General features: G+C 65.3%; 15 protein-coding genes and 1 pseudogene. 8 read left to right on the top strand and 8 right to left on the bottom strand.

Annotation, left to right across the window (positions count from 1 at the left end):
* Positions 1–48 precede the first annotated feature (48 nt).
* Positions 49–1,158: a hypothetical protein gene (locus tag CH273_RS10590; protein ID WP_032395157.1), complete on the bottom strand. Its 1,110-nt coding sequence runs from the start codon at positions 1,156–1,158 to the stop codon at positions 49–51.
* Positions 1,159–1,228: 70 nt separating this feature from the next.
* The gene (locus tag CH273_RS10585) at positions 1,229–2,410 is read right to left on the bottom strand and encodes an NAD(P)/FAD-dependent oxidoreductase (protein ID WP_032395083.1); all 1,182 of its coding nucleotides are present in this window, start codon (positions 2,408–2,410) and stop codon (positions 1,229–1,231) included.
* A 268-nt stretch (positions 2,411–2,678) separates the two neighbouring features.
* On the opposite strand from CH273_RS10585, the gene CH273_RS10580 reads away from it, so the two are divergent.
* Both CH273_RS10580 and CH273_RS10575 read left to right on the top strand, forming a co-directional pair.
* Positions 2,679–2,948 (top strand): hypothetical protein, encoded by a 270-nt coding sequence (locus CH273_RS10580; protein WP_032395082.1) that lies wholly within the window; start codon positions 2,679–2,681, stop codon positions 2,946–2,948.
* 194 nt (positions 2,949–3,142) lie between these two features.
* Complete coding sequence (locus tag CH273_RS10575) at positions 3,143–3,550, top strand: VOC family protein (RefSeq protein ID WP_032395081.1); 408 nt, start codon at positions 3,143–3,145, stop codon at positions 3,548–3,550.
* Between the two features lie 12 nt (positions 3,551–3,562).
* Here the strand turns inward: CH273_RS10575 and CH273_RS10570 are convergent, their stop codons facing one another.
* Positions 3,563–4,537 carry a sigma-70 family RNA polymerase sigma factor gene (locus CH273_RS10570; RefSeq protein WP_032395156.1) on the bottom strand — a complete coding sequence of 325 codons (975 nt, stop codon included), beginning with the start codon at positions 4,535–4,537 and terminating at the stop codon, positions 3,563–3,565.
* A gap of 91 nt (positions 4,538–4,628) precedes the next feature.
* Here CH273_RS10570 and CH273_RS10565 point away from each other — a divergent pair, with 91 nt between their 5' ends.
* The 4 genes and pseudogenes from CH273_RS10565 (at position 4,629) to CH273_RS10550 (ending at position 9,272) form a co-directional block, all read left to right on the top strand.
* The gene (locus tag CH273_RS10565; protein WP_032395080.1) at positions 4,629–5,609 is read left to right on the top strand and encodes a GTP pyrophosphokinase; all 981 of its coding nucleotides are present in this window, start codon (positions 4,629–4,631) and stop codon (positions 5,607–5,609) included.
* Positions 5,610–5,659: 50 nt separating this feature from the next.
* A complete protein-coding gene (locus CH273_RS10560) occupies positions 5,660–7,129 on the top strand; it encodes a DUF2079 domain-containing protein (protein WP_032395079.1) in 1,470 nt (489 codons plus the stop codon).
* 56 nt (positions 7,130–7,185) lie between these two features.
* Positions 7,186–8,379, top strand: a pseudogene (locus tag CH273_RS10555) (sulfite reductase subunit alpha); the annotation flags it as partial.
* A gap of 77 nt (positions 8,380–8,456) precedes the next feature.
* The gene (locus CH273_RS10550; RefSeq protein WP_052049443.1) at positions 8,457–9,272 is read left to right on the top strand and encodes a TY-Chap domain-containing protein; all 816 of its coding nucleotides are present in this window, start codon (positions 8,457–8,459) and stop codon (positions 9,270–9,272) included.
* An 18-nt stretch (positions 9,273–9,290) separates the two neighbouring features.
* Here CH273_RS10550 and recD read toward each other — a convergent pair whose 3' ends face one another.
* The 3 genes from recD to recC are packed head-to-tail and all read right to left on the bottom strand — an operon-like array spanning position 9,291 to position 17,763.
* Entirely contained in the window at positions 9,291–11,153 is a 1,863-nt protein-coding gene (recD, locus tag CH273_RS10545; protein ID WP_094637990.1) for an exodeoxyribonuclease V subunit alpha, read from the bottom strand.
* Positions 11,150–14,491, bottom strand: coding sequence for a UvrD-helicase domain-containing protein (locus CH273_RS10540; RefSeq protein WP_032395076.1), 3,342 nt, complete (start codon positions 14,489–14,491; stop codon positions 11,150–11,152). The genes recD and CH273_RS10540 overlap by 4 nt, the downstream gene beginning before the upstream one ends.
* Positions 14,488–17,763 carry an exodeoxyribonuclease V subunit gamma gene (recC, locus tag CH273_RS10535; RefSeq protein WP_032395075.1) on the bottom strand — a complete coding sequence of 1,092 codons (3,276 nt, stop codon included), beginning with the start codon at positions 17,761–17,763 and terminating at the stop codon, positions 14,488–14,490. Before recC ends, CH273_RS10540 begins: the two co-directional genes overlap by 4 nt.
* Before the next feature lie 146 nt (positions 17,764–17,909).
* Here recC and CH273_RS10530 point away from each other — a divergent pair, with 146 nt between their 5' ends.
* Positions 17,910–18,260 (top strand): VOC family protein, encoded by a 351-nt coding sequence (locus tag CH273_RS10530; protein ID WP_032395074.1) that lies wholly within the window; start codon positions 17,910–17,912, stop codon positions 18,258–18,260.
* 301 nt (positions 18,261–18,561) lie between these two features.
* Positions 18,562–19,125: an excalibur calcium-binding domain-containing protein gene (locus CH273_RS10525; RefSeq protein WP_230596739.1), complete on the top strand. Its 564-nt coding sequence runs from the start codon at positions 18,562–18,564 to the stop codon at positions 19,123–19,125.
* On the opposite strand, the gene CH273_RS10520 is transcribed toward CH273_RS10525, so the two are convergent.
* Together CH273_RS10520 and CH273_RS10515 are read right to left on the bottom strand one after the other, a co-directional pair.
* Entirely contained in the window at positions 19,122–19,631 is a 510-nt protein-coding gene (locus CH273_RS10520; RefSeq protein ID WP_032395072.1) for an O-acetyl-ADP-ribose deacetylase, read from the bottom strand. The genes CH273_RS10525 and CH273_RS10520 overlap by 4 nt on opposite strands.
* Positions 19,628–20,554 (bottom strand): ADP-ribosylglycohydrolase family protein, encoded by a 927-nt coding sequence (locus tag CH273_RS10515; RefSeq protein WP_032395071.1) that lies wholly within the window; start codon positions 20,552–20,554, stop codon positions 19,628–19,630. Before CH273_RS10515 ends, CH273_RS10520 begins: the two co-directional genes overlap by 4 nt.
* Positions 20,555–20,613 lie beyond the last annotated feature (59 nt).

Here is a 20,613-nt window from a genome sequence, read left to right as displayed (position 1 = left end):
CAGTGGCCCGAACGGCAGTGAATCGCGCCTCTGTGCCTGTGGTGTCACTCAGTCGCGCCACTGTGTCCGCACTTGATCACCGACGAAGTGCGTGTTCTCGGCAGACATCTCCCGGCTCCCCGACCGCCCGACGAGGTCGTCGATCCGATCGTCCAGGCTGTGCGCGCGGGCCATCGCGTCGGAGGTGCGTGCCTCGGTCTCCGAGGACTCGACAACGTTCGCGAGCCGAACCAGCGCAGCCACCCGTCCGGTCAACTGTTTCCACACCACTTCCAGTGCGACACGGCGGGATTCGACCTGTGCTGCTGTCTCCTCGTCGACCATCGTTTCACCGATCCGATTCAACTCGGTCGCTACCGTTTGCAACGAGGTGGCATCGACCGAGATCTCGGTGAGTTCGACGAACAGGTCCAGCTGTTTGCGTTGGATCTCGAAGTACGTCGACTGCCATGCCGGCGACCGACGCACCCGATCGAACGCCGTGCCGGCAAGGAACAGCAGGGTGTCGTAACGATCGACGAAGCGGTCGTCCTTGCGATCCACGAACTGATCCACCACTCCTGTCGCCCACTCGACCCTGTCGGCCACCGGAGTTCTGCGCGCCAGCGTGCTCACCCGATCCGTGGCCGCGTCCACCAGCGAGAGGCCACGCTCGGCGATCGGGCCGAACTTCTGTGGTGCAGGCGTTCTCGTCAACGCATCGAAGATCGCGTCCCGCTGGTCCAGGTCCAGATGGACACCTTCCCTGCGCTCTTTGCGCGCCGCGCGTACCCCGGTGGCGTAGTGGCGATTCGACATCACCACGGTGGTGCGGTGGTGATTGACTCGTTTGGTCAACTCGGCAGCACGGAGTTTGTACACGAGCGCCGATCCGGGCTTGTTCGTCGTGTCCTTGCCGAGCCAGCGATCGCGCTCGTCCACTAGATTGCGCAGTGCGCCGAATCCTCCGATCGACGGCAGCGAGCGTCCGGCATGCCACCGGCCGACGAGGACTGCTCGCGTGGCCTCGTCCACTCGTCCGGCCGCGATGGCGACAGCCGCCGCGTCGGACAGCTGCTCGGAGCGACCGGGCAGCCGGCAGTCGGCACAGCGGCGATGGACCTCGTCGTCGAACCGGGCACGCTGATCGGCCGACTCACTGCGATCGAACTCGGACATCGTCTCTCCTAGGTCGCGCCGAATCGCCGGCGTCGTCGACGGATCGCTCGCCATCGAGTGTTCCAGAAGGTCAGATAAGTCCGCGCAACGATTGTTCGGTCTGCGGCTTCTTCTCCGCCAACAGGCTGCGCGCCACGTCGAGCCCCTCCCAGACGTTCCACATGAGCACGCCGCGGACGACGGCATCGTCGTCGAGGTAGTAGACGACGCCTTCCTCCCCCACCGATTTCCAGTCCTCGACGACGGTCAGCGTCGTGGACACCGTGCCGATCGCTTGATAGCCGTCGTCGTACACGTCGGAGTAGAAGTACGGGGTGTACGCGTAGGGATCTGCGGCACCGGCCATGTTGCGTCCGGCGGCCTTGCCCATCTCGGTCGCATTGTCGACATGCTCTATGCGTCGGCGTCCGAGAATGGCGTCGGGGTAGTTCGCCACGTCACCGGCGGCGTAGACGCGTTCGTCCTCGGTGCGAAGAAACTCGTCGACGATCACGCCGTCGTCGACTGCCAGCCCCGCAGCCTCGGCCAGTTCCGTGTCGGGTCGCACGCCGAGTCCGAACACGACTCCGTCCGCCTCCACGGTCGAACCGTCGTCGAGTTGCAGTTGTACGCGCGCCGACGCCTCGGCTCCGGAAACGACCCTCGTTCCTCGGCGCACGGTCACACCGTGGCCGGCGAAACCCTTGTCGAAGCCGGCAGCCAGGCTCTGCGGAAACATGTGTCCGCCGAGCACGGAGTCCGACGTGACCAGTGTGACCTTCACATCCTGGAGAGACAGCGCAGCTGCGATCTCGGTGCCGATGTATCCGCCGCCGACCACGGCGATGTGGTCGGCGGTCTTCGTCAGTTCACGCAGCGCCCGGTAGTCGGCGAAGGTGCGGAAGTACACCACACGCGGGCTGGGGGTCAGTTCGATGCGCGTCGGTGTCGCCCCCGTTGCCAGGAGCAGCTTTCCGTACTCGTGGGTGTCTCCGGATTCCGTGGTGACCGACGAGTTCGAGCGGTCGACCGATATCACTCGAGTTCCGGTGTGCACCGATGCGTCGGTGTCGGACGCCGTGTCGAGCGGGACCTGATCGCGGCCGAATTCCGGGTCGGTCCACAGCTTCTTCGACAGCGCCGGCCGGGTGTACGGCGCGTCGGGGTCCGCGCCGAGTATTCCGATGGAGCCCGTCGCGTCCTGCTCGCGGATTCCGCGAGCTGCGCTGTCCGCAACCATTCCCCCACCGATGATCAGGTAGTCGTAACGCATCGTTCACTCCTCGAAAGTCGACGTATCCGCTCCGCGACTACCCGGAACATCGCGAGAAGAATCCTTCGAGCCGTTCCGTCCGAAGAACCCGCAGGTAGCGGAACCGACCGGACTGTATGCAGCATCACACCCCGAAGAGGTTGGCCCAGGCCCGTTGAGTGGGCATGTTGGTTTGGGCGACGAAACATCGTTTTTACTCGGATGGAGCTGTAACGGTTCCGGCCGACCGAACGACTCACACCTCAGGACGCGAACAAAAGGAGACGATGTGACTGTTCAGATCGATTCGCTCGCAATTGGCACCGACAGTGCCGACATCGCGACAGCTGACGTCGACCAGCTCTTCGACGAAGTTTCAACGCTGGACGCCACCATCCTCGACGCCATCGAGCGTCGCACCCGGCTGGCGCGCACGCTTGCTGCGGCAACGCCCGGCACCACCGAGTCGGACGAGGCATCCGGCCCCTACGCAGATCTCGGCAACGACGGCCACGTCTTCTCGCGCATGCTGTCGCGCCTCGCGCAGATCACGCGATAGCCAGCAGATCACGCGATAGCTACACGCCCCCTTCAGCTTCGCAGTCCGCGACCCCGTCGAGCACCCGCTCGGCGGGGTCGCGTCGTGTCGGCACATCTTCACCCGATGACTTTTCGGATCGACAGCTGTCAGTACGAGCAGACCGTTGTTCGACGGTTCGACGCAGCAGGTCTTTACGGAAAAGGTGTGTACCCATGTCACGTTTGTTGTTCGCCAACATGCCCGTTCGCGACGTCGTCGCCACCCGCGCATTCTTCGAGGGTCTCGGCTTCGAGTTCAACGACATGTTCAGCGACGAGAACACCGCTTCCATGATCGTCAGCGACCGGGCGACGGTGATGTTCCTGGCCACCGCGCGATTCGAGGACTTCATCTCGGACTCGATCTGCGACACCGGCTCGGCCCGAGAGGTGCTGATGTGCATCTCTGCAGACAGCCGCCAAGAGGTCGATTCGCTCACCGACGCGGCGATCGCCGCGGGTGGATCGAAGTGGATGGAACCACAGGACCACGGGTTCATGTACGGAAGGGCGTTCCGAGATCTCGACAATCATGTGTGGGAAGTGATGTGGATGGACCCGTCCGCCGTCTCGGAGAGCTGACCGACCTTTGTTCTAGAGGCGGTCGGGCAATCCGAATCGATCGAACAGAGTCAGATCGAAGAAGCAGGCCACGTGTCCGACCCCTCTGGCATCGACATCGAGCACGTGCAGCTGGAACGGCCGGTGCACACCGTCCTCACCCAACATGTACAACCCGTACGCCGGTTGTCCGTTGGCAGATGTCGACACCATCCGCATATCGCCCGCGCCGTTTGCCGGGCAGTTGTTGCGGATGAGCGATCCGATCGTCTCGCCGCCCTGGTACCACCCGACGAACGGCGGCATCTCCCACACCGCGTCAGTGGTGAACAACGTGACCAGCCGGTCGATGTCGTAGGCCTCGAAACAGTCCACGTACTGGGCGAGCAGTTGCTGCAGTTCTGCCGATTCGATCGGCTCGATGTCGTCCAAATCGGGCGCGATCTCGTCGAGGCGCTCCCTGGCTCGCTGCAGGAGGCTGTTGACCGCGGTCGTCGTCGTGGCGAGAACCTCGGCAACCTCCGACGCTTTCCACTGCAACACTTCGCGCATCAGCAGCACCGCGCGTTGTCGCGACGACAGATGTTGCAAGGAGGCGACGAAGGCGAGCCGCACGGATTCCTTCGCCACCACGATCGATGCGGGATCACTCGCATCCGCCAGGTCGGAATCTGCAATCGGCTCCAACCACGGAATCTCGTTGTTCTGCACGAGTTCGTCGGTGGGGCCTGAACTCGGTGCACCCAAGCCCGTCGGCAGGGGGCGTTTCGCCCGGCCGTCCAGAGCGGTGAGACAGGTGTTGGTTGCGATTCGGTACAGCCATGTGCGCAGGGACGAACGGCCCTCGTACTTTGCGTACCCCCGCCAGGCGCGAATGTACGTCTCCTGCAACAGGTCCTCGGCATCGTGGATCGACCCGGTCATGCGATAGCAGTGCGCGAGCAACTCACGACGGAAGGGATCGAACTGCTCGACGAAGTCGTCCTTCTGTTCCGAAGCCACGGTCATGCGGTAGAGCGTAAACCGCACACAGTCACGCCACAGCTCGAATGCGCGCCGCCGACAGGATCGGCGGTACTTCTGCGTTAACCTCGGCATCGTGACATCGGCAACGAGTATCGACGACTTGGTCGAAGAGCTGTACCTGCAGCGTCGTCGAGCGTGGGAAGCCGCTCTCGTCACCGCGCAGAATTTCCTCGAGACCATCGCCGACGAGATTCTCGAGGACGTCGATCGAGACCGACTGAATGCGCAGACGGCACGCATCAAGGACCCGGGCAGATCGGCCGACAAACTGCGCCGCTATCTCTCCGAGGGCCGCATCACCGAGCCGACCGACGCCGATGCCGTCGCCGAGGCTCTGCCCGATCTCGTCGGCGTCAAGGTGCTCTGCAAGACCCCGCGCGATCAGCTGACGTTCGTCGCTGCTCTCGAGCGTGCGTGCAACGACCCGGAATGCTCTGTACGGTTCGCGCAACCACCGACCGATTACGTCGCCTTTCCCAAGCCGAGTGGCTATCGCGCGTACCACGCGGTGCTGGTCGTCCGAGTCGCAACGCATCAGGGTGATCTCGATGTGAAAGTGGAAGTTCAGGTCAAGACGCGCCTGCAGGACGCCTGGGGCGAGCTGACCCACGAAGACATGTACAAGCCGGGTGAGGCGCTCAAGCCGACCAAGAAGCACACCGACTACGCCGCACACATGGCCCACCTGCTCGATCAGGTCGATGCGATGGCCGACGATCTGGCCGCGCAGCTCGATTCGTTGACGGCCGCGTCGAAGGACGGGGGCGTGCTCGCGGCCGACCCGATACCGAAGGACCCGGACTTCATCAGCGCCAGGGTCACCCGTACCGGTCCACGCTATGCACTCGCCGTCGGACCGGACGGCCGTAGGGGCCTCGTTCCCGCTCGATCGGTGAAAGCAGTCATCGGCTCGACCGACCGGATCGCCGTCGACGATTACCTCGAAGTCGGCGACTTCATCGATGTGGTGGTCGAGGACTCCGAGGATGCGCTCTACTACCACCTCACCTCGCAGCCGCCGCGACGCAAACCAGCGAAGAAGCGCAAGCGCTGACCGGCGGTTCTCAGGAACATCTCACGTCTGTCCGGTAGACATGCCTTCTCGTGACCACTACCGAGAAATCCACGGTCGTCACCGATGCCGACGGTGTCGACACAGCGACCGACGAAACAGCCACCACAGACCGGCGCTCGGCGTTCCGTTCCGCCGAGACGCTGGTGCCGGTCGTCTCCTTCGCCGTGCTGGCGACCCTGTATTCGGTGATGTCCGTCCTCGGCCATCGCCAGCTCCGTACGTCCGGATTCGACCTGGGGATATTCGTCCAACAGATCGCGTCGTACTCGCAGTTTCGCGCGCCGACATCCGACCTGCTCGGCACCGGCTACAACACGCTCGGCGATCACTTCTCGCCCATCACTGCGTTGCTGGGGCCCCTCTACCGACTGTTCCCGCACGCCGAGACACTGCTGATCGCACAAGCGGTGCTGTTCGCGCTCGCAGTGATTCCGATCAGCCGACTGGCGGTACAGAAATTCGGCACGGTCGTGGGCATCGTGACGGCCGCGGCGTTCGGACTGTCGTGGGGCGTGCAGGCCGCGCTGAACTTCGATTTCCACGAGGTGGCGTTCGCGATGCCCCTGCTGGCCATGTCGATGGTCGCGCTGGTCCGACAGCATTGGCTGCCGGCCCTGGCCTGGGCTCTACCGTTGGTGTTCGTCAAAGAGGACATGGGCCTGACGGTGATCGTCATCGGGGCGTTGGTGGCGCTGTGGGCGACCGGCCGAACGCGCCTTGCGGGGGCGCTGACTGCTGTGTGGGGACTGACCTGGGTAGTGCTCGCGGTCAAGGTGATCATCCCGGCCCTCAGCTCGGACAACTCGTACGATCAGGGCTCGAAGCTGCCTCCGCTCGGCGAGGGCATAGCCGACACCGCGCACGGATTGGTTGCCGGCGATTCACGGGCGGCCACCGCCTTTCTGCTTCTCGCGGTCACCGGCTTCTTCGCCCTGAGATCGCCACTGCTCCTGGTCGCGGTCCCGACGGTCGCGTGGCGCTTTCTCAGCGACAACACCAACTTCTGGAAGCCGATCTACCACTACAACGCGATCCTGATGGTCATCGTGTTCGTCGCCCTGCTCGACGCGTTGGCGCGTAGCCACCGCCACGGTCAGCTCACCGAACGTGGCCGGAAGCTGATCGTCGCGTTCGTGGCAGCCTTCGCGGTCATCGCGCTGCCTTTCCTGCCCATGTCACGTGTGGTGCACGCGCAGGAATGGACGATCGATCCGCAGGCCGCGACCGCACGAGAGATCTCCGAGTGGATTCCCGCCGGTGATCGGGTTGCGGCGTCGAACAATCTCGTGGCTCAACTCGTCGCCGACCACGAGGTCTCGGTCTTTCCGCAGCGTACGACCGATTCGACCGTCCCGGATTGGATCGTCGTCAACCGGCAACGACCTGCGGGGTGGCCGACGGACGAGACCGGCGACCGTCAGGCGATCGACCGGGCGCTGGCGAGCGGATACGACGTCGTGTTCTCCGTCGACGGAATCGAGGTCCTGCACCGCGAGTGAGTGGCCCCGATTAGTGTTCGAACGAGTCGACCTCCCAGTCGGCTCACAAGACGACTACCGCAAGGCAGGTACAGGACATCGACGCTCGAACCGGCGATCTCGGCGCCACCAAGACCGCATCGAAGCGCTCACCGTGGAATCGGAAGAATCCCTACCGCGCGCAGATTCTGGGCAACCGACGTCTCTCCGGCCCCACGTCGGCCAAGGAAGTTCGACACTTCTCGATCGCGCTCGGCGAGAGCGGCATCGCCTACGAGGCCGGCGACGGATTCGGCGTCAAACCCGTCAACGACGCGGCGCTGGTCTCGGCCGTGATCGAGCGTCTCGGAGTGCCTGCCGACACCGCTGTCCACACCAAATCCGGTGAGATCACCCTGGCGGATGCCTTGACCACGGACTACGAGATCGGCATCCCGTCCATGGATCTGATCGAGGCCGTGGCCGAACGCGCCGGTGACGCCGAGCTCGATCACGTTCTGCAGAACGGCGACCGCGCGTCGTTCGACGCCTGGACGTGGGGTCGGGACGTCGTGGACGTTCTCGACCTCGATCGGTCGGGAGCGTTCGATCCAGCCGAGTTCCTCGGACTGCTGCGACCACTGCAACACCGGGTGTACTCGATTTCCTCGTCCCCGATCGCGCACGAGGGCACCGTGCATCTGACCGTGTCCACGGTCCGATATCGGTCCGCCGAGCGTGATCGCGGCGGCGTCTGCTCGACGTATCTGGCCGACCGCGTCGGGGAGCAACAGCAAGCCGGGGTGTTCCTGTCGGCCAACAAATCGTTCCGCCTTCCATCCGACGACACCCCGATCATCATGATCGGGCCGGGAACCGGAGTGGCACCGTTCCGAGCTTTTCTGCACGAGCGTCGAGCCCGGGGCGCAACAGGCGAGAACTGGCTGTTCTTCGGCGATCAGCATCGAGCGAGCGACTTCCTGTACGAGGACGAACTGGTCGATTTCGAGCGCGACGGTCTGCTGACTCGACTCGATCTGGCCTTCTCCCGCGACCAGCCCCAGAAGATCTACGTTCAGCACCGCATGCGTGCGGCAGGCAAGGAGCTGTACGGGTGGCTCGAAGCGGGTGCGCTGATCTACGTGTGCGGCGATGCGGCTCGGATGGCCAAGAGTGTCGACGAGGCACTGCACGAGATCGTCGCCGAGCACGGTGGCCGCTCCCCCGACGCCGCCGAGGACTACGTCAACGACCTCAAGCGATCCAAGCGCTACCTTCGCGACGTCTACTGACCCAGGTTCTTGTCGGACCCTCTCGCTACGGTCTCGGATACAGGCATCAGTTCTCGTCCGAGAAGAGGGTTCGCATCGTGACCGCATTGCAGAACGGCCATTTCGACTCCGCCACCGCGCTCGCGTGGGCCACGTTCACCGAAAATCTGCACGCCCGTCTTCGGACCCTGCCGAGACGGGACTACATCACGGTTTCCGCTGCCCAGGCGAGCCCCGGCGAGCGCGGATTGCGGCCGTACATCGACGTGGCAGCGACGGACGGCGGCGTGCTGGTGTCGGTGGCAGCGCTGCCGTCACTGCTGTACCCGGGTGCCCCGGACGCAACGGCCATGGATGTGCAGCTCCTCGACTTCGGTTGGCTGGATCGAGGCAAGCCGGTCGCAGACGGGTCGATCATCGATCTCACGCGCACCGACACCCGAGCAGATGCAGCGCTCGTCGCGGAGATGATCACTCGCGCGTTCCGGGAGCTCTGGAACGTCCCACATCCGTCGTTCCTGAGCGTGTGGAGCGTCGCGGCCGACGCTGCGTCGTCGGGACCGGTCGACCTGCAGCGCGGGTTCGTCGGTCGCACGTCCGGCACAACGACCGAAAGCCCGTCGGAGACATCCGAGGACGTGCCTGCCGAGCTGAGGTCACTGCAAGCGTTGTGCCAGTTGGTCGGTCGACGCGTCGATGCGCACACCGTTCGATCGGTGTGCGCCGACGGCGATATCGACGCGCTGAAAGCGCGAGCTCTGTCGCTGCATCGATCGGCCGCCGTTCGGGCTCGCCCCTCCGCCGACGCGACTGGCAACAACGTCGGGGTATGGAAGAACCTGGCCCGCACATGGCTTCTGGTCGCACACAGCATGGACGTCGTGACGAGGGCAGACCGGCATGCGTGCCGGTGACGAACACGATCGAACGAGCTACAGGATCTTTCGGCGCAGCCCGCTCGCCCGCAGCACCTGACGTTCGACGCCCGCGCGGATGGCCTCCTCGGTACCGATCACTCGAACGTGCGATCGTGCGCGGGTGATGGCGGTGTACAGCAGTTCTCGCGTCAACAGCGTCGATGCCTCGGCCGGCAGCAGAACCGAGACCGTGTCGTACTGACTGCCTTGGCTGCGGTGGATCGTCATTGCGTACACGGTGTGTACCGAGGAGAGCACATTCGGGTGAATCAACACGTGGCCGCGACCTCGAGCGAACGCCGCCATCGGAGTCCCGTTGTCCCCCAACACCACAACGCCGGTATCTCCGTTGTAGATCCTCGCCTCGTGGTCGTTGGCCTTGACCAGCAATGGCTGACCGGGATACCACAGCGAAGGGTCGAGAAATGTTCCGGTGCCTTCTCCTACCCACTCCATCGCTTGCCGGTCCCACCGCGAGACTCCCCATCGACCCTCGCGGTGCGCGCACAGGAGGCGATGTTTCTCGAGCCCGAGCAGTGCTTCGGTGGCATCCCCGCGTACGGCGGCGGCGGTGACCTCGGCTGCGGTGTCGATCACGTCCGAACGTAGAGCGTCGACGTCGTCGGGGCTCTGAAACGAAATCTCCTCCGCGCCGGATTCGAGCAACGCCATCACATCGTCGGCCCGGCCGTCCCTGACGGCCACGGCCAAGCGAGCAATGGCTCCGCCGAAGCGTCGGCCACGACTGAGCCGAACGACGCCGCCGCGCAATCGGTCTCGCTCGAACGCGCTCAGCGCCGCTTCTTCGGGATCCTCGGCGGCGGCGAAGTCCGCGTCGACGAGTTGCGCCAGAACCGGGTTCTCCCTGCCGGTGACGGGCCTGGCCACCAGATCGGCCAGCACCGCGCCTGCATCGACCGACGTCAGCTGGTCCGGGTCGCCGACGAGAATCAACCGAGACTCGGGACGTACGGCTTCGAGCAGCCGACACATCATCGTCAGAGACACCATCGAGGTTTCGTCGACGACGACGACGTCGTACGGCAGCCGATTCTCCGCATCGTGCCGAAACCGCGTCTTGCTTCCGGGCTTCCATCCCAGAAGTCGGTGCAGCGTCATTGCTTTCAGGTCCGCAGGAAGTCCGAGGAGCCCGGCTTGTTCGGACACGGATTCCTGCAGTCGGGCTGCGGCCTTACCGGTGGGTGCGGCCAGTCCGATGCGCAGATCGCTGCCGTGTTCGCGTACGAGGAGCGCCAGAATTCTCGCTACGGTGTGGGTCTTTCCGGTTCCGGGTCCGCCGGCGATGACCGTGGTCCATTGCGTCGCTGCCAGAGCCGCCGCTATTCGCTGCCGATCGGGGGCGGCCGTGGGTGCACCCGATCCATCCACGAACAGCGCGGCCAAGGCCCCGCCGATCTCGACGGCATCGGCGGGCGGGTGGGATTGCGAACGCACGTCGAGGAGATCCCGAACGGTGCTCTCCTGCAGATGGTATCGGTCCAGATACAGCAGCTCACCCTGATCGGTGTCGACCAGTTTCAGCGGCCTCAACGGCCCATTCGAGCTGCCGACCACCAGTGGACTCACCCTCAGCGCTCGGAGCACGTCGTCGAGCTCGGGCCACGGGAGTGCGCTCGGATCGACGTCCGAATCCTCGTCGACGGTGACGTCTTGCAGTCGTCGCAGATCCAGGCACACCGAGCCGGATCGCACCGAGCGCACCGTCAGAGCGGTGGCGAGCAGCACGTGCTCCGACGATTCCCCGGCCAGGGCACCGAGCCGCAACGCAACGTGCACGTCGGATGCCGACAGCACACCCACGTCGTTGAACGTACGTAGAATTCCACTGCCGCGCAGCGCAATCGAGACACCGGTCATCGGCTCGCCCTGCCCGCGAGCAGATCCGACAGCTCGACCACCAGAGCTGCGGGCGGATCCCAGTCGAACACTCCGCATCCGGCGGGAGTCTGCGGTCCGACCATGCCCCGCACGAACAGGTATCGGATGCCGCCGAGATGTAGTTGCGGGTCGTAGTTCGATTGACGCCATCGTAGATATCGATGCAGCGCAACGGCATACAGGATTGCCTGCAGCGGATAATGCGAGCGGATCATTTCCTGGGCCATCTTCTCGCGGGTGAAGTTGCCGGTGGTCAGATCGCCTCTCGCGATTCGATTCGTCTTGTAGTCCACCACGACGTATCGAGGTCCGGCCACGCGCAGAACCGAATCGATGCTCCCGGTGAGGAAGCCGCGAAGCGGTGTTGCCTCGAGATCGTCGAGCAGATCTGCGTAGGACGCGAGCACGTCCGTCGGTTCGAGATGGCGACGCAACAGGCGCGCCACGGACTTCAGCGTGACCGTGTCCGCCACCGGATCGTCTCCGCCGGCCAAGGGCAGCTCGAAGTCGAGCTCGGTCAGATGGTCGCACGGCGCTACGTCGGCCAGCGTCCCGAAACCCAACGGCGTCTGCATCACCGGCAACAGAGCCTGGGCCAACGCCATCGGATCGACCTCCGCCATTCGCGACGCGACCGCCGCAGCGCAGCGACCTTCGAGTTGCGCGAGCAGGTCCGGTGCGGACGTGTCGACGTGTTCGAGAGCCTCGTGGACGAGCGTTCCGAACGCCGCACCGGCAGGCATGCCGTTCATCGGTGACGCGATTCCGTCCAGCTGTTCGTCGATGTACTCGCTTCCTGGATAGTCGCCGCCGACCGACGTCTCGGCGGGCTCGTCCGTCTTCTCGGGATGCTCGGCCTCACTGGTCACTCCTACTTCGAGCGCGCCGGGCGCGGCGTCGTGAGCATGAGCTGTCAACGCGGAGTACGACGTCCGACGCCACAGTAGGTCGAGGGTTCGATCGAAGCGTGCGGCGGCAACGTCGAGGTGCGGTTGCTCGGGACGAATCCAGTGTGCAGTGGACGGCTCACCGGGCCCCACCGGTTCGACCGAGATGAGCCCGGCTGCCGACCCGACCCAGGATTGGAGCCGGTTCGCAGTCGTCACGTCGTCGAGAACCTTGTACGACGGCTCGGGCAGAGCGATTCCGGGGATGCGTCCGAACAGCATGCGGTGCAGCGATGAGGTCGCGGTGTTTCGGCCCGGTGCCCACCACAGCACGATCCGGCACTCGGCGCGGGTGAGACCGACGTAGAGCAATCGCAGTTCCTCGCCTGCCTCCTCCTGATCGTTGAGGATCTTCCTGGCCGCATACCCCGCCCCGGACGGTCCGCCGACGTCTCGGATTCGCTTGCCGTTCTCGTGCAGCAACAGCGTCGACGGCTTGCTGAAGAACAACGTGTCCCAGGCGTAGGGCAGGTAGACGACCGGGAATTCGAGCCCTTTGCTTCCGTGTGTCGTCATGATCTGCACTGCTGCAGAATCACTGTCCAGTCGACGGCTCCGGTCGGTCGACCCGCCCGCTGTCGGTTCCTTGATGCGGTCTGTCAGCCAGCGGGTGAGGGCGGTGATTCCGTAGGACTCGGATACCGCTGCGCGATTGAGTAATTGGGCGATGTGTCGCAGATCGGTCATCGTGCGCTCACCGGATTCGACCGCGAGCAGCCTCGCATCGAGTCCGGACTGGGCCGACACCCGCTCGAAGACTGCTGCGAACCCGGCCTCGTCGAACAGCACCGAATACTCGCGCAGACGACTGCTGACCTGGGACAGCGCGTCCTCGGCTCCGGAGTCGAGTTGCGCGGCGGTCCACCCGAGCAGCGGAGTCAAAGCGGCCAGACGTACGCGATCGGTGCGATGAGGTTGCTCGATCGCCTGCAGCAACCACAGCCAGTGTCGGGCACTCTCGGTGCCGAACACGCTGGTGCTGCTCGATACGACGGACGGCACCCCGACCGCGTCGAGTGCGTCCCGAATCAACGCCACCTGCTTGGTCGTTCGGGTCAACACGGCAATGTCCCGCGGTTCGATCACCCGAGGGCCGTCGGGACGCTCGATCACGGCATGTCCGGACAGCAGCTCGACGATGTCCGCCGCAACGTCCGCCGCAACCCGGGATCGGAGGCGGTCGACCGCGGGAAAACCCTGCCGCAGTGGACCAGCGCCGGTTCGGGGAAGATAGCGCAGCCGCAGGGGAGGATGTCCGACCATGCGCGAGGGAGGGTTTCGAGCCTCGACTCGGTGCACCACGATGTCGTCGTGACCGAGGGCCGCGCCCCCGTACAGATGATGCAGGGCGTCGAGCAGCCCCGAATCACTACGCCAGTTGGCAGTGAGCTCGTAGAGGTGGTCCGCGGTCTGCACCGCGTCGAGGTAACTCAGTACCTCGGCTCCACGGAACGCGTAGATGGCCTGCTTCGGATCGCCGACGAGGATGAGCGTGGTGAATCCGTGAAACGCCCGCCGCAGAATGTCCCATTGCATGGGGTCGGTGTCCTGGAATTCGTCGATGAGCACGACGCGGAATCGGTCTCTCACTCGGGCGCAAGCGGCCTCGCCGTGGACGGGGTCGGACAACACCGAATGCAGAAGTCCCAGCAGATCGTTGTAGTCACGCACCCCGAGCAGGCGTTTGCGACGTTCGATTTCCCGGCGCGCTTCCCTGGCGAACCGCACACGCAGTCCAGGCTCGCGGTTGCTGTCGTCCAGGTTCTCGATGTCGGGGTACAGAATCGACTGCGGGTCACCCACGGCCGCCAACGCCAACTGCTGAGCGTCCCGCCTACCGAATGCAGGCGCCTCGTCGTCACCGCTGAACATCTGCAGATACAGGTCGTCCACGACCTGTTCGAGCAGGTCCGAAACCGATTCGACGAAGGCCGATTCCGGTTCGCGTTCGCCCGCGATGCCGAGCCCGTCGAGCATGCGCTGGCAGAAACTGTGAGTGGTGACGATGGTTCCGGCGTCGAAGTCCGACAGTGCCCGTCGCAACCGGCGACGCCGCCGGTCCACTTCGGCGTCGTCGACTTCTGCCAGAAACGCCACGAGTGGATCCCGAGATGCGCGAGCGGTGTCCGGATCTGCCAGGTCCCGGGCGATCGAGGCGAACCTGCTGCGGGTGCGGTCTCGGAGTTCCTGGGTCGCGGCCCGACTGAACGTCACCAGGAGCAGGTCCGAGATCTCGGCGATCCCTTCGGCGATGTAGCGCGCGGCCAATCCGACGATCGCGTACGTCTTGCCGGTCCCGGCGCTGGCTTCGAGGACGGTAGTTCCGGTCGGCATCGGACCGAGCAGGTCGAATCCGCGGGCGGCAGTCATGCGTTCCCCATGTTCTCGGCGGTCAGCAACGGGTCCCACAGCTTTCGAGCGAGAATTCCGAAACGGCTCTTCTCGTTCGACGGCTCGGTCTCGTCGGCATGCGGGGTCGCGGCGAGCAACGTCTGGAACGACAGTGTCGACCCATGGACGTAGCGCAGCGACCGGTCGGTCGCGTCGCCGAAGTCGCCCCGCCACGCCCACGCGGCCGATTCGTAGCCGTCCTCGATGGTTCCGCCACCGAAGCGCTTCTCCGCGTAGGCCGACGCGGTACCGGTCGATATCGGCAGCGGCGAGGTCATTCCGCGATCACGCAGGTCCACCAGGTCACGCAGCACGGCTGCGGGGTCCCGCGGGGCGATCAACCGAGAGCGACGAGGCGGGCGCATCCCGCTCGCTCGGCCGATGGTGACGGCGCTCCACTCCCCTGGCTGGGATGCGGCCACCGCCAGCAACCGCACCCACGCGGCCAGTCGATGTTTGGCGGCCAGGCGCGAGTAGGACGATCGCGTCAGCGTGCGGCCGTGAATTCCGGTGACGGTGCCGGTCAGGCGGCGTCCGTCGCCGAGATCGACCGCGACGTCGACGGTCTCGGCCGGACCCTCGTGGAAGGGAGCGGCCGCGTCGGCGATGATTCCGACGATCTGCCGGATGTCGGACATCTCTCTGCGGCCCTGATGGAACGGAGGAAGGGTGCCGCGCCGCCACTCGGCGTCCGCGAATTCCCCGATGTCCCCACCGGCGAGCACTGCCGCGAGCATCCGATCACCGATGTTCCACCGGAACAACGGGTCCAGCTCGATGTCCAGACTGTCCGCCAGGTCGTCCTCGAGCTCCGGAACTCGGAATCCGAGCCGTTGCCGCAGAAAGGCCTGCACCGGGTTCTCGACGAAGGCGATCAGTTCGGCGAGCTCGACGTCCCCGCGAGCGGTCGCAGGTAGTGCGTGGAGCAGAAACGGTGCCACCGGATCGGGCGTCCGTTGCTGGGAGACCGCTCCGGCCAGGGCGACGGTGTCGAAGCTGAACGGGTGTTCGGCTTCGAAGTTGTGCGGATCGAACGGCTGCAGCGGATGCCGGTGTTCGACGCTTGCGCCCGCCGTCACCTCGAGCACGTCCATCAACTCTCGCAGCGGGATCGCGGGCGGCTTGATCGACCCGTCGACGGGGTCTGCTCCGGTGTAGAACAAGAGCAGCTTCTCCTCGGCAGACATCACCGCGTCGAGGAGGAGTTGTCGGTCCTCACTGCGAATATCTCGTTCGCCGACGGCCGGATCACGGGCGAGGATGTCGTCTCCGTCGATACTGCCCACTCGGGGGAACACCTCGTCGTCGAGCCCGAGCAACACCACCACTCGGTGCGGCACCGAGCGCATCGGCACCATGGTGCAGACGGTCAGTTCGCCGGTGCGAAAGTTCGCACGGGTGGGTCGACCGGCCAGTCTGCCGGCCAACATGGCGCGCACGTCCGCGAGCCGTAGCTCGGCGGTGCCGCCGTGTTCGGTGGCGTCGGAGATCTCTCGATGTGCCTGTGCCAGTTGCCATTCGTCGGCGGTGGGCACGTCTGCGAGGAGATCGAGGGCGCGTCCCAGCTGCCGGGTCCACTCGGTCACCGATGCCGGACCGGCAAGTGCGCGGAGCACCGAGGCAAGCCGATCGACGAGCTCGGCGAAGCGGCCGGCGAGGGTGATGTCGTTGCTGTCGACGTCGTCGAGGGGCAGCGCGAGGTCGAGGTATTCGTTACGAGTCTCGTCCGCGGCCACTCCCAGCAGGATGCGGTCGAGCGCAGACTTGAATGTGTTCTGCCGAAAACCGTTCAAGCCGTACGCTTCTCGTTGCCGAACCGTTAGTCCCCAGCGAGCGCCGGAGCTCGCCACCCACTCGCGCAGGCGCTCGAGATCGTCGTCGGTGAACGAGAACTTCTCCCGCACCGGGCCGCTCGCAGCGAAGTCCAACAGCTCGCTCGCCGTCACCCGCCCCTCCGAGAAATCCAGCACCGTGGCGATGACATCGAGGACGGGGTTGGTGCGGCGCAGGCCTCGATCGGCCAGGCGCACCCGCAACCGGTGTCCAGGATGCACCAGCGCCGCCTGCCCGAAGTTCGCGCGGATCAGCGGCGCATAGGTCTCGACATCCGGACACATGACCAGCACGTCCCGTGGTTCGAGCGTCGGGTCGCCGGTGAACAGATGCAACAGCGACTCGCGCAGCACTTCGACCTGTCGAGCAGGTCCGTGACAGGCGTGGATCTGCACCGACCCGTCGACGAACGTTGTGCCGTCGTCGAATTCGGGAGACGGAGGCGAATCGGCGGTGATGTCGGCTTGAATTCGACCGAGCAGGGTGTTCGCCGTTTCCGGGCCCTGGTGATGCACGGTGTTCGTCGCCACCGACGCGATGGTGGCCTGGAGTTCTCGCACGTCTCGCGAGAGGCCGGCCAGCAGTGGGTGCTCGACGGCCAGAGCCGTCGTATCGTCTCGTCGGCGCGTCACCGCCGGAATCTCGGCGAGGGTGCGCCACATCGACGGGCTGGGATGCGGAACCCAGACGTGCACATCACGAGCCTGCGACAGTGCACTCAGTATCTCGAGCTGATCGGTGGCCAGCCGGGTCGGACCGAACACCGACAACCGGCTCGGTAGGTCCACCGACTCCGGTGCGTCCCTGAGTCGCGCGCAGGTCTGCGGCAGTCGTTCGGCCGGGCTCGGGCTGCCGATCCGCTCGCGCATCGCGGCCCACACTCGCGGTTGCCACAGCAGGTCCTCGTCGAGATCGCCGCCGTGGCCGTCGGTGAAACGCCCGTCGAACCAGTCGCGCAGCATCTGAGGACGTTGTGATCCGTAAGTGCGAAACAGTTCTGCCACATGCGAAGCCGTCGACCAGCGGCGTCCCACCCGGTGATCCTCGGAACCGGCACCGAGGTGCTTGAACAGAACGGCCGCCCAGGGTTCGGTTCGGCACTCGTCGATCACCTCCAGCGCCGTCCAGAGAACCCGGCCAGGAGCCCACGGATCATCGTCGGGGTCGATGTCGCCGACCGCCGCGATGGCGCGCGATACCAATCGCGTCGGGCTCGGGAAGTCGATGTTCGCTGCGATGCCGTCGCCGTGCGAACCGCCCAGGGTGCTCGACAGTCGCTGGGTGAGCCAACGCTCGACGCCCTTCGCCGGGACCGACACGATCTCGGGTACGAACGGATCGTCCAACGGAACGGACAAGATCTCGGCGAGTGCAGCCGCGAGTGTTCCGGCGCGTTCGGCGCGGTGGAGCGTCAACACCGTTGCGGTCCCCTGCCTGCTCGTATCGGTGCCCGATTTCGGACTCGTGACGACCCTACTCGAGCCACCGACAGATTCTGCGCGATGAGTCGGGCCGCCGGATCCGGTCCATATCTGCGAACCCGAACGATTGTGAGGAGAACGCAATGATCGAACATGTGCTTGCCGTGGTGGCGGTGCGCGATATCGACTCGGCACGACAGTGGTACGAGCAGCTGTTCGACCGCCGCCCCGACAACAATCCGATGCCGAGTCTGGTGGAGTGGCGGCTTGCTTCGGCTGCGTGGCTGCAGGTGACCGTCGATCCCGAGCGGGCAGGCTCGTCGTTGTTCAACGTTGCCGTCGGAGACATCGAGGTGTTCGTCGATGCCGCTCGTTCCCGCGGCATCGACTTCGGCACCATCGTCGACGCGAACAAGGGGGTCCGACTGTCGTCGGTCTCCGATCCCGACGGCAATTCCATCACTGCGATCGGCGGCTTTCGCGAGCTCTACTGATCGGGCGGTTGGCGTTCTCACACGGGATGTAACGAGGAGCCCGGTCGGTGCGACATGGTGAGCGGAAATGCGACCGACCGGTTCGGACAGAACGAGACGGTTGCTTCCGGTCTCGCGGGTGACATCTCGGCCGCGGCATCGACACCCCTCGCGACCCGAACGGACCCTCGACATGACCAGTGCCTACCCACCACCCTTTCAGCGCCCGGCACCCGAGCCACAGACGCCTCGCCGCCCCCTGTTCGGGAAGATATTCGCTTGGGTCGCAATTGTTTTCGGTGCACTTTTTCTGATCGGGGCAGTGGTCTCGTTCGAGTTCGGTGCGCTACTCGTCGGCGCGTTGCTGGTCGGCAGCGGAGTCACGTACCTTCGCTCGTCGCCCGCGCGGGGTCGCAAGGTCTGGGCGGTACCGGCCATCGCCGTCCTCCCCGCCCTGTTCGTGATCGGGCTGACCACCACGACCGAAAGCGAGACCCCGACCGCCATCGCACCGGTCGCGGCCGTGCCCGCGTTGCCGACCACCGCACCGCCGTCGACCACAACACCGGCCCCGACCACGACGACCGCGGCTCCGACCACCGAGCCGGTTGCCGCCGCCGTCGAGATACCGACGACCACGGAATATATCCCGTCGCCCGAGCCCGAACCTGTGTACATCCCGGAGCCCGTCTACACGCCGGAACCGGTGTACACATCCGAGTCGGTCTATACCGCCCCAGCTCCCTTCGTCGAAGCGCCCGAAAGCGTCTACTACGAAAATTGCACGGCGGCCAAGGCAGCCGGAGCCACCAATATCCGCATCGGTGAGCCCGGTTACCGACCGAAGCTCGACGGCAACAGCGACGGCGTCGCCTGTGAAAGCTAACCCACCAACCGCCGGGTCAGGTCTGCGGCTTCGTGGGAGTAGGCGACCAGCATGACGAGGTCGACCGACGGTCGGGCAGCTTTGACTGCCAGGACTTGTTGGGTGACTGCATCCTGCATCGGCCATCCGTAGGAGCCGCCGGCAACCAGTGGAAATGCGATGGACTTCATGTTCATCGACGCTGCCAGCGCCAGACTCCGGGCGTAGCACAGTCGCAGCAGCTCCGATCTGTCCTCGTGCGGGGAGTAGCGCGGGCCGACGGTGTGGATGACACAGCCGGCTCGAAGTCGGCCCGCGGTGGTGGCGACGGCTGCCCCGATGTCGAGGCCGTGGGGCAGGGTGGTGGCCCGCAGCGCCTTGCATTCTGCGAGGATCTCGGGTCCACCGGCTCGATGGATGGCACCGTCCACTCCCCCGCCGCCGAGCAATCGCGTGTTGGCAGCGTTGACGATCGCGTCTGCCGCCACGTCCGTGATGTCGCCCTGGACGACGTCGATGACTGTCATGAAAGCTCCTTCGCTGCAATGATGTTCGAGGTGATTCGGTCGAGGTCGTCGGCGCGCAACCCCGGGTAGCCGTGGACGATGTCGCGCCATTCGCTCGGCACCGCCGATGCGCCCCAACGCGCTCCGAGGAGTCCTCCGGCTATGGCCGCCGTGGTGTCGGTGTCGCCGCCGGCGCGGACGCACAGTTCGAGAGCGGCGGGCAGGGGCTGCTCCGCGTCGGCAGATCGGTGGATTGCCCACCACGCCGTTTGCAGAGCGTGGACCACCCAGCCGTTGTTCGGGAAGTCGGACGGCTGCCCCTCCTGTGCCTGACGAAGCAGGGGCTGCCAGAACTCGCGGACGTCGGCTTCGGCCTCGTTCAAGAACTCGGTCGCGCCGTCGTAGGTGGAGTTCACAATCGCGTATCGAATTGCGTGACTCCACAATTGGCACGCTTGACCGGCACGGGGATCGGAGTGGGTGAGGGCACTGATCCGCGCCGCAGCATCTCGACAACCGGCCGGGTCGTCGAGGTAGGCCAGGGCAATCGGTGCCGTTCGCATGAGTGATCCGTTGCCGCCGGTTCTACCGGCCAACGACGCTGCCGCCGCAGTCATATCGGCACCGTCGAGTGTCGGCTGCGACAGCACCAGCCGAGTCTGGTTCCCCACGTCCGGAGGGTTCTGGTCGAACCAGTCGCGAAAGTACCCGGCGATCTCGTCGACGTCGCCGCCCTGCTCGAGTGCGCGCGCGATGCAAAGCGCCATCGAGGTGTCGTCGGTCCATTCGCCCGGAGCCCAGTCGAATGATCCGCCGCCGATCATGGCGATGGTCTCCTCGGACGTGGGATACCCGAATTCGTATCCTGCGCCCAAAGCATCGCCCACCGCGGTTCCGAGCAGAACCCCTCGCGCCCGATCGTGCTGAATGTCGGTCAACCGCATCTCTACCCCTTAGATTGATATTGCGCCAACCATAGATCACATCGGCGCTAAGATGCAAG

The organism is Rhodococcus sp. 05-339-2 (assembly GCF_002258965.1).
In the GTDB taxonomy this organism is placed as follows: domain Bacteria; phylum Actinomycetota; class Actinomycetes; order Mycobacteriales; family Mycobacteriaceae; genus Rhodococcoides.
This window is presented reverse-complemented; position numbering and strand designations above follow the sequence as displayed.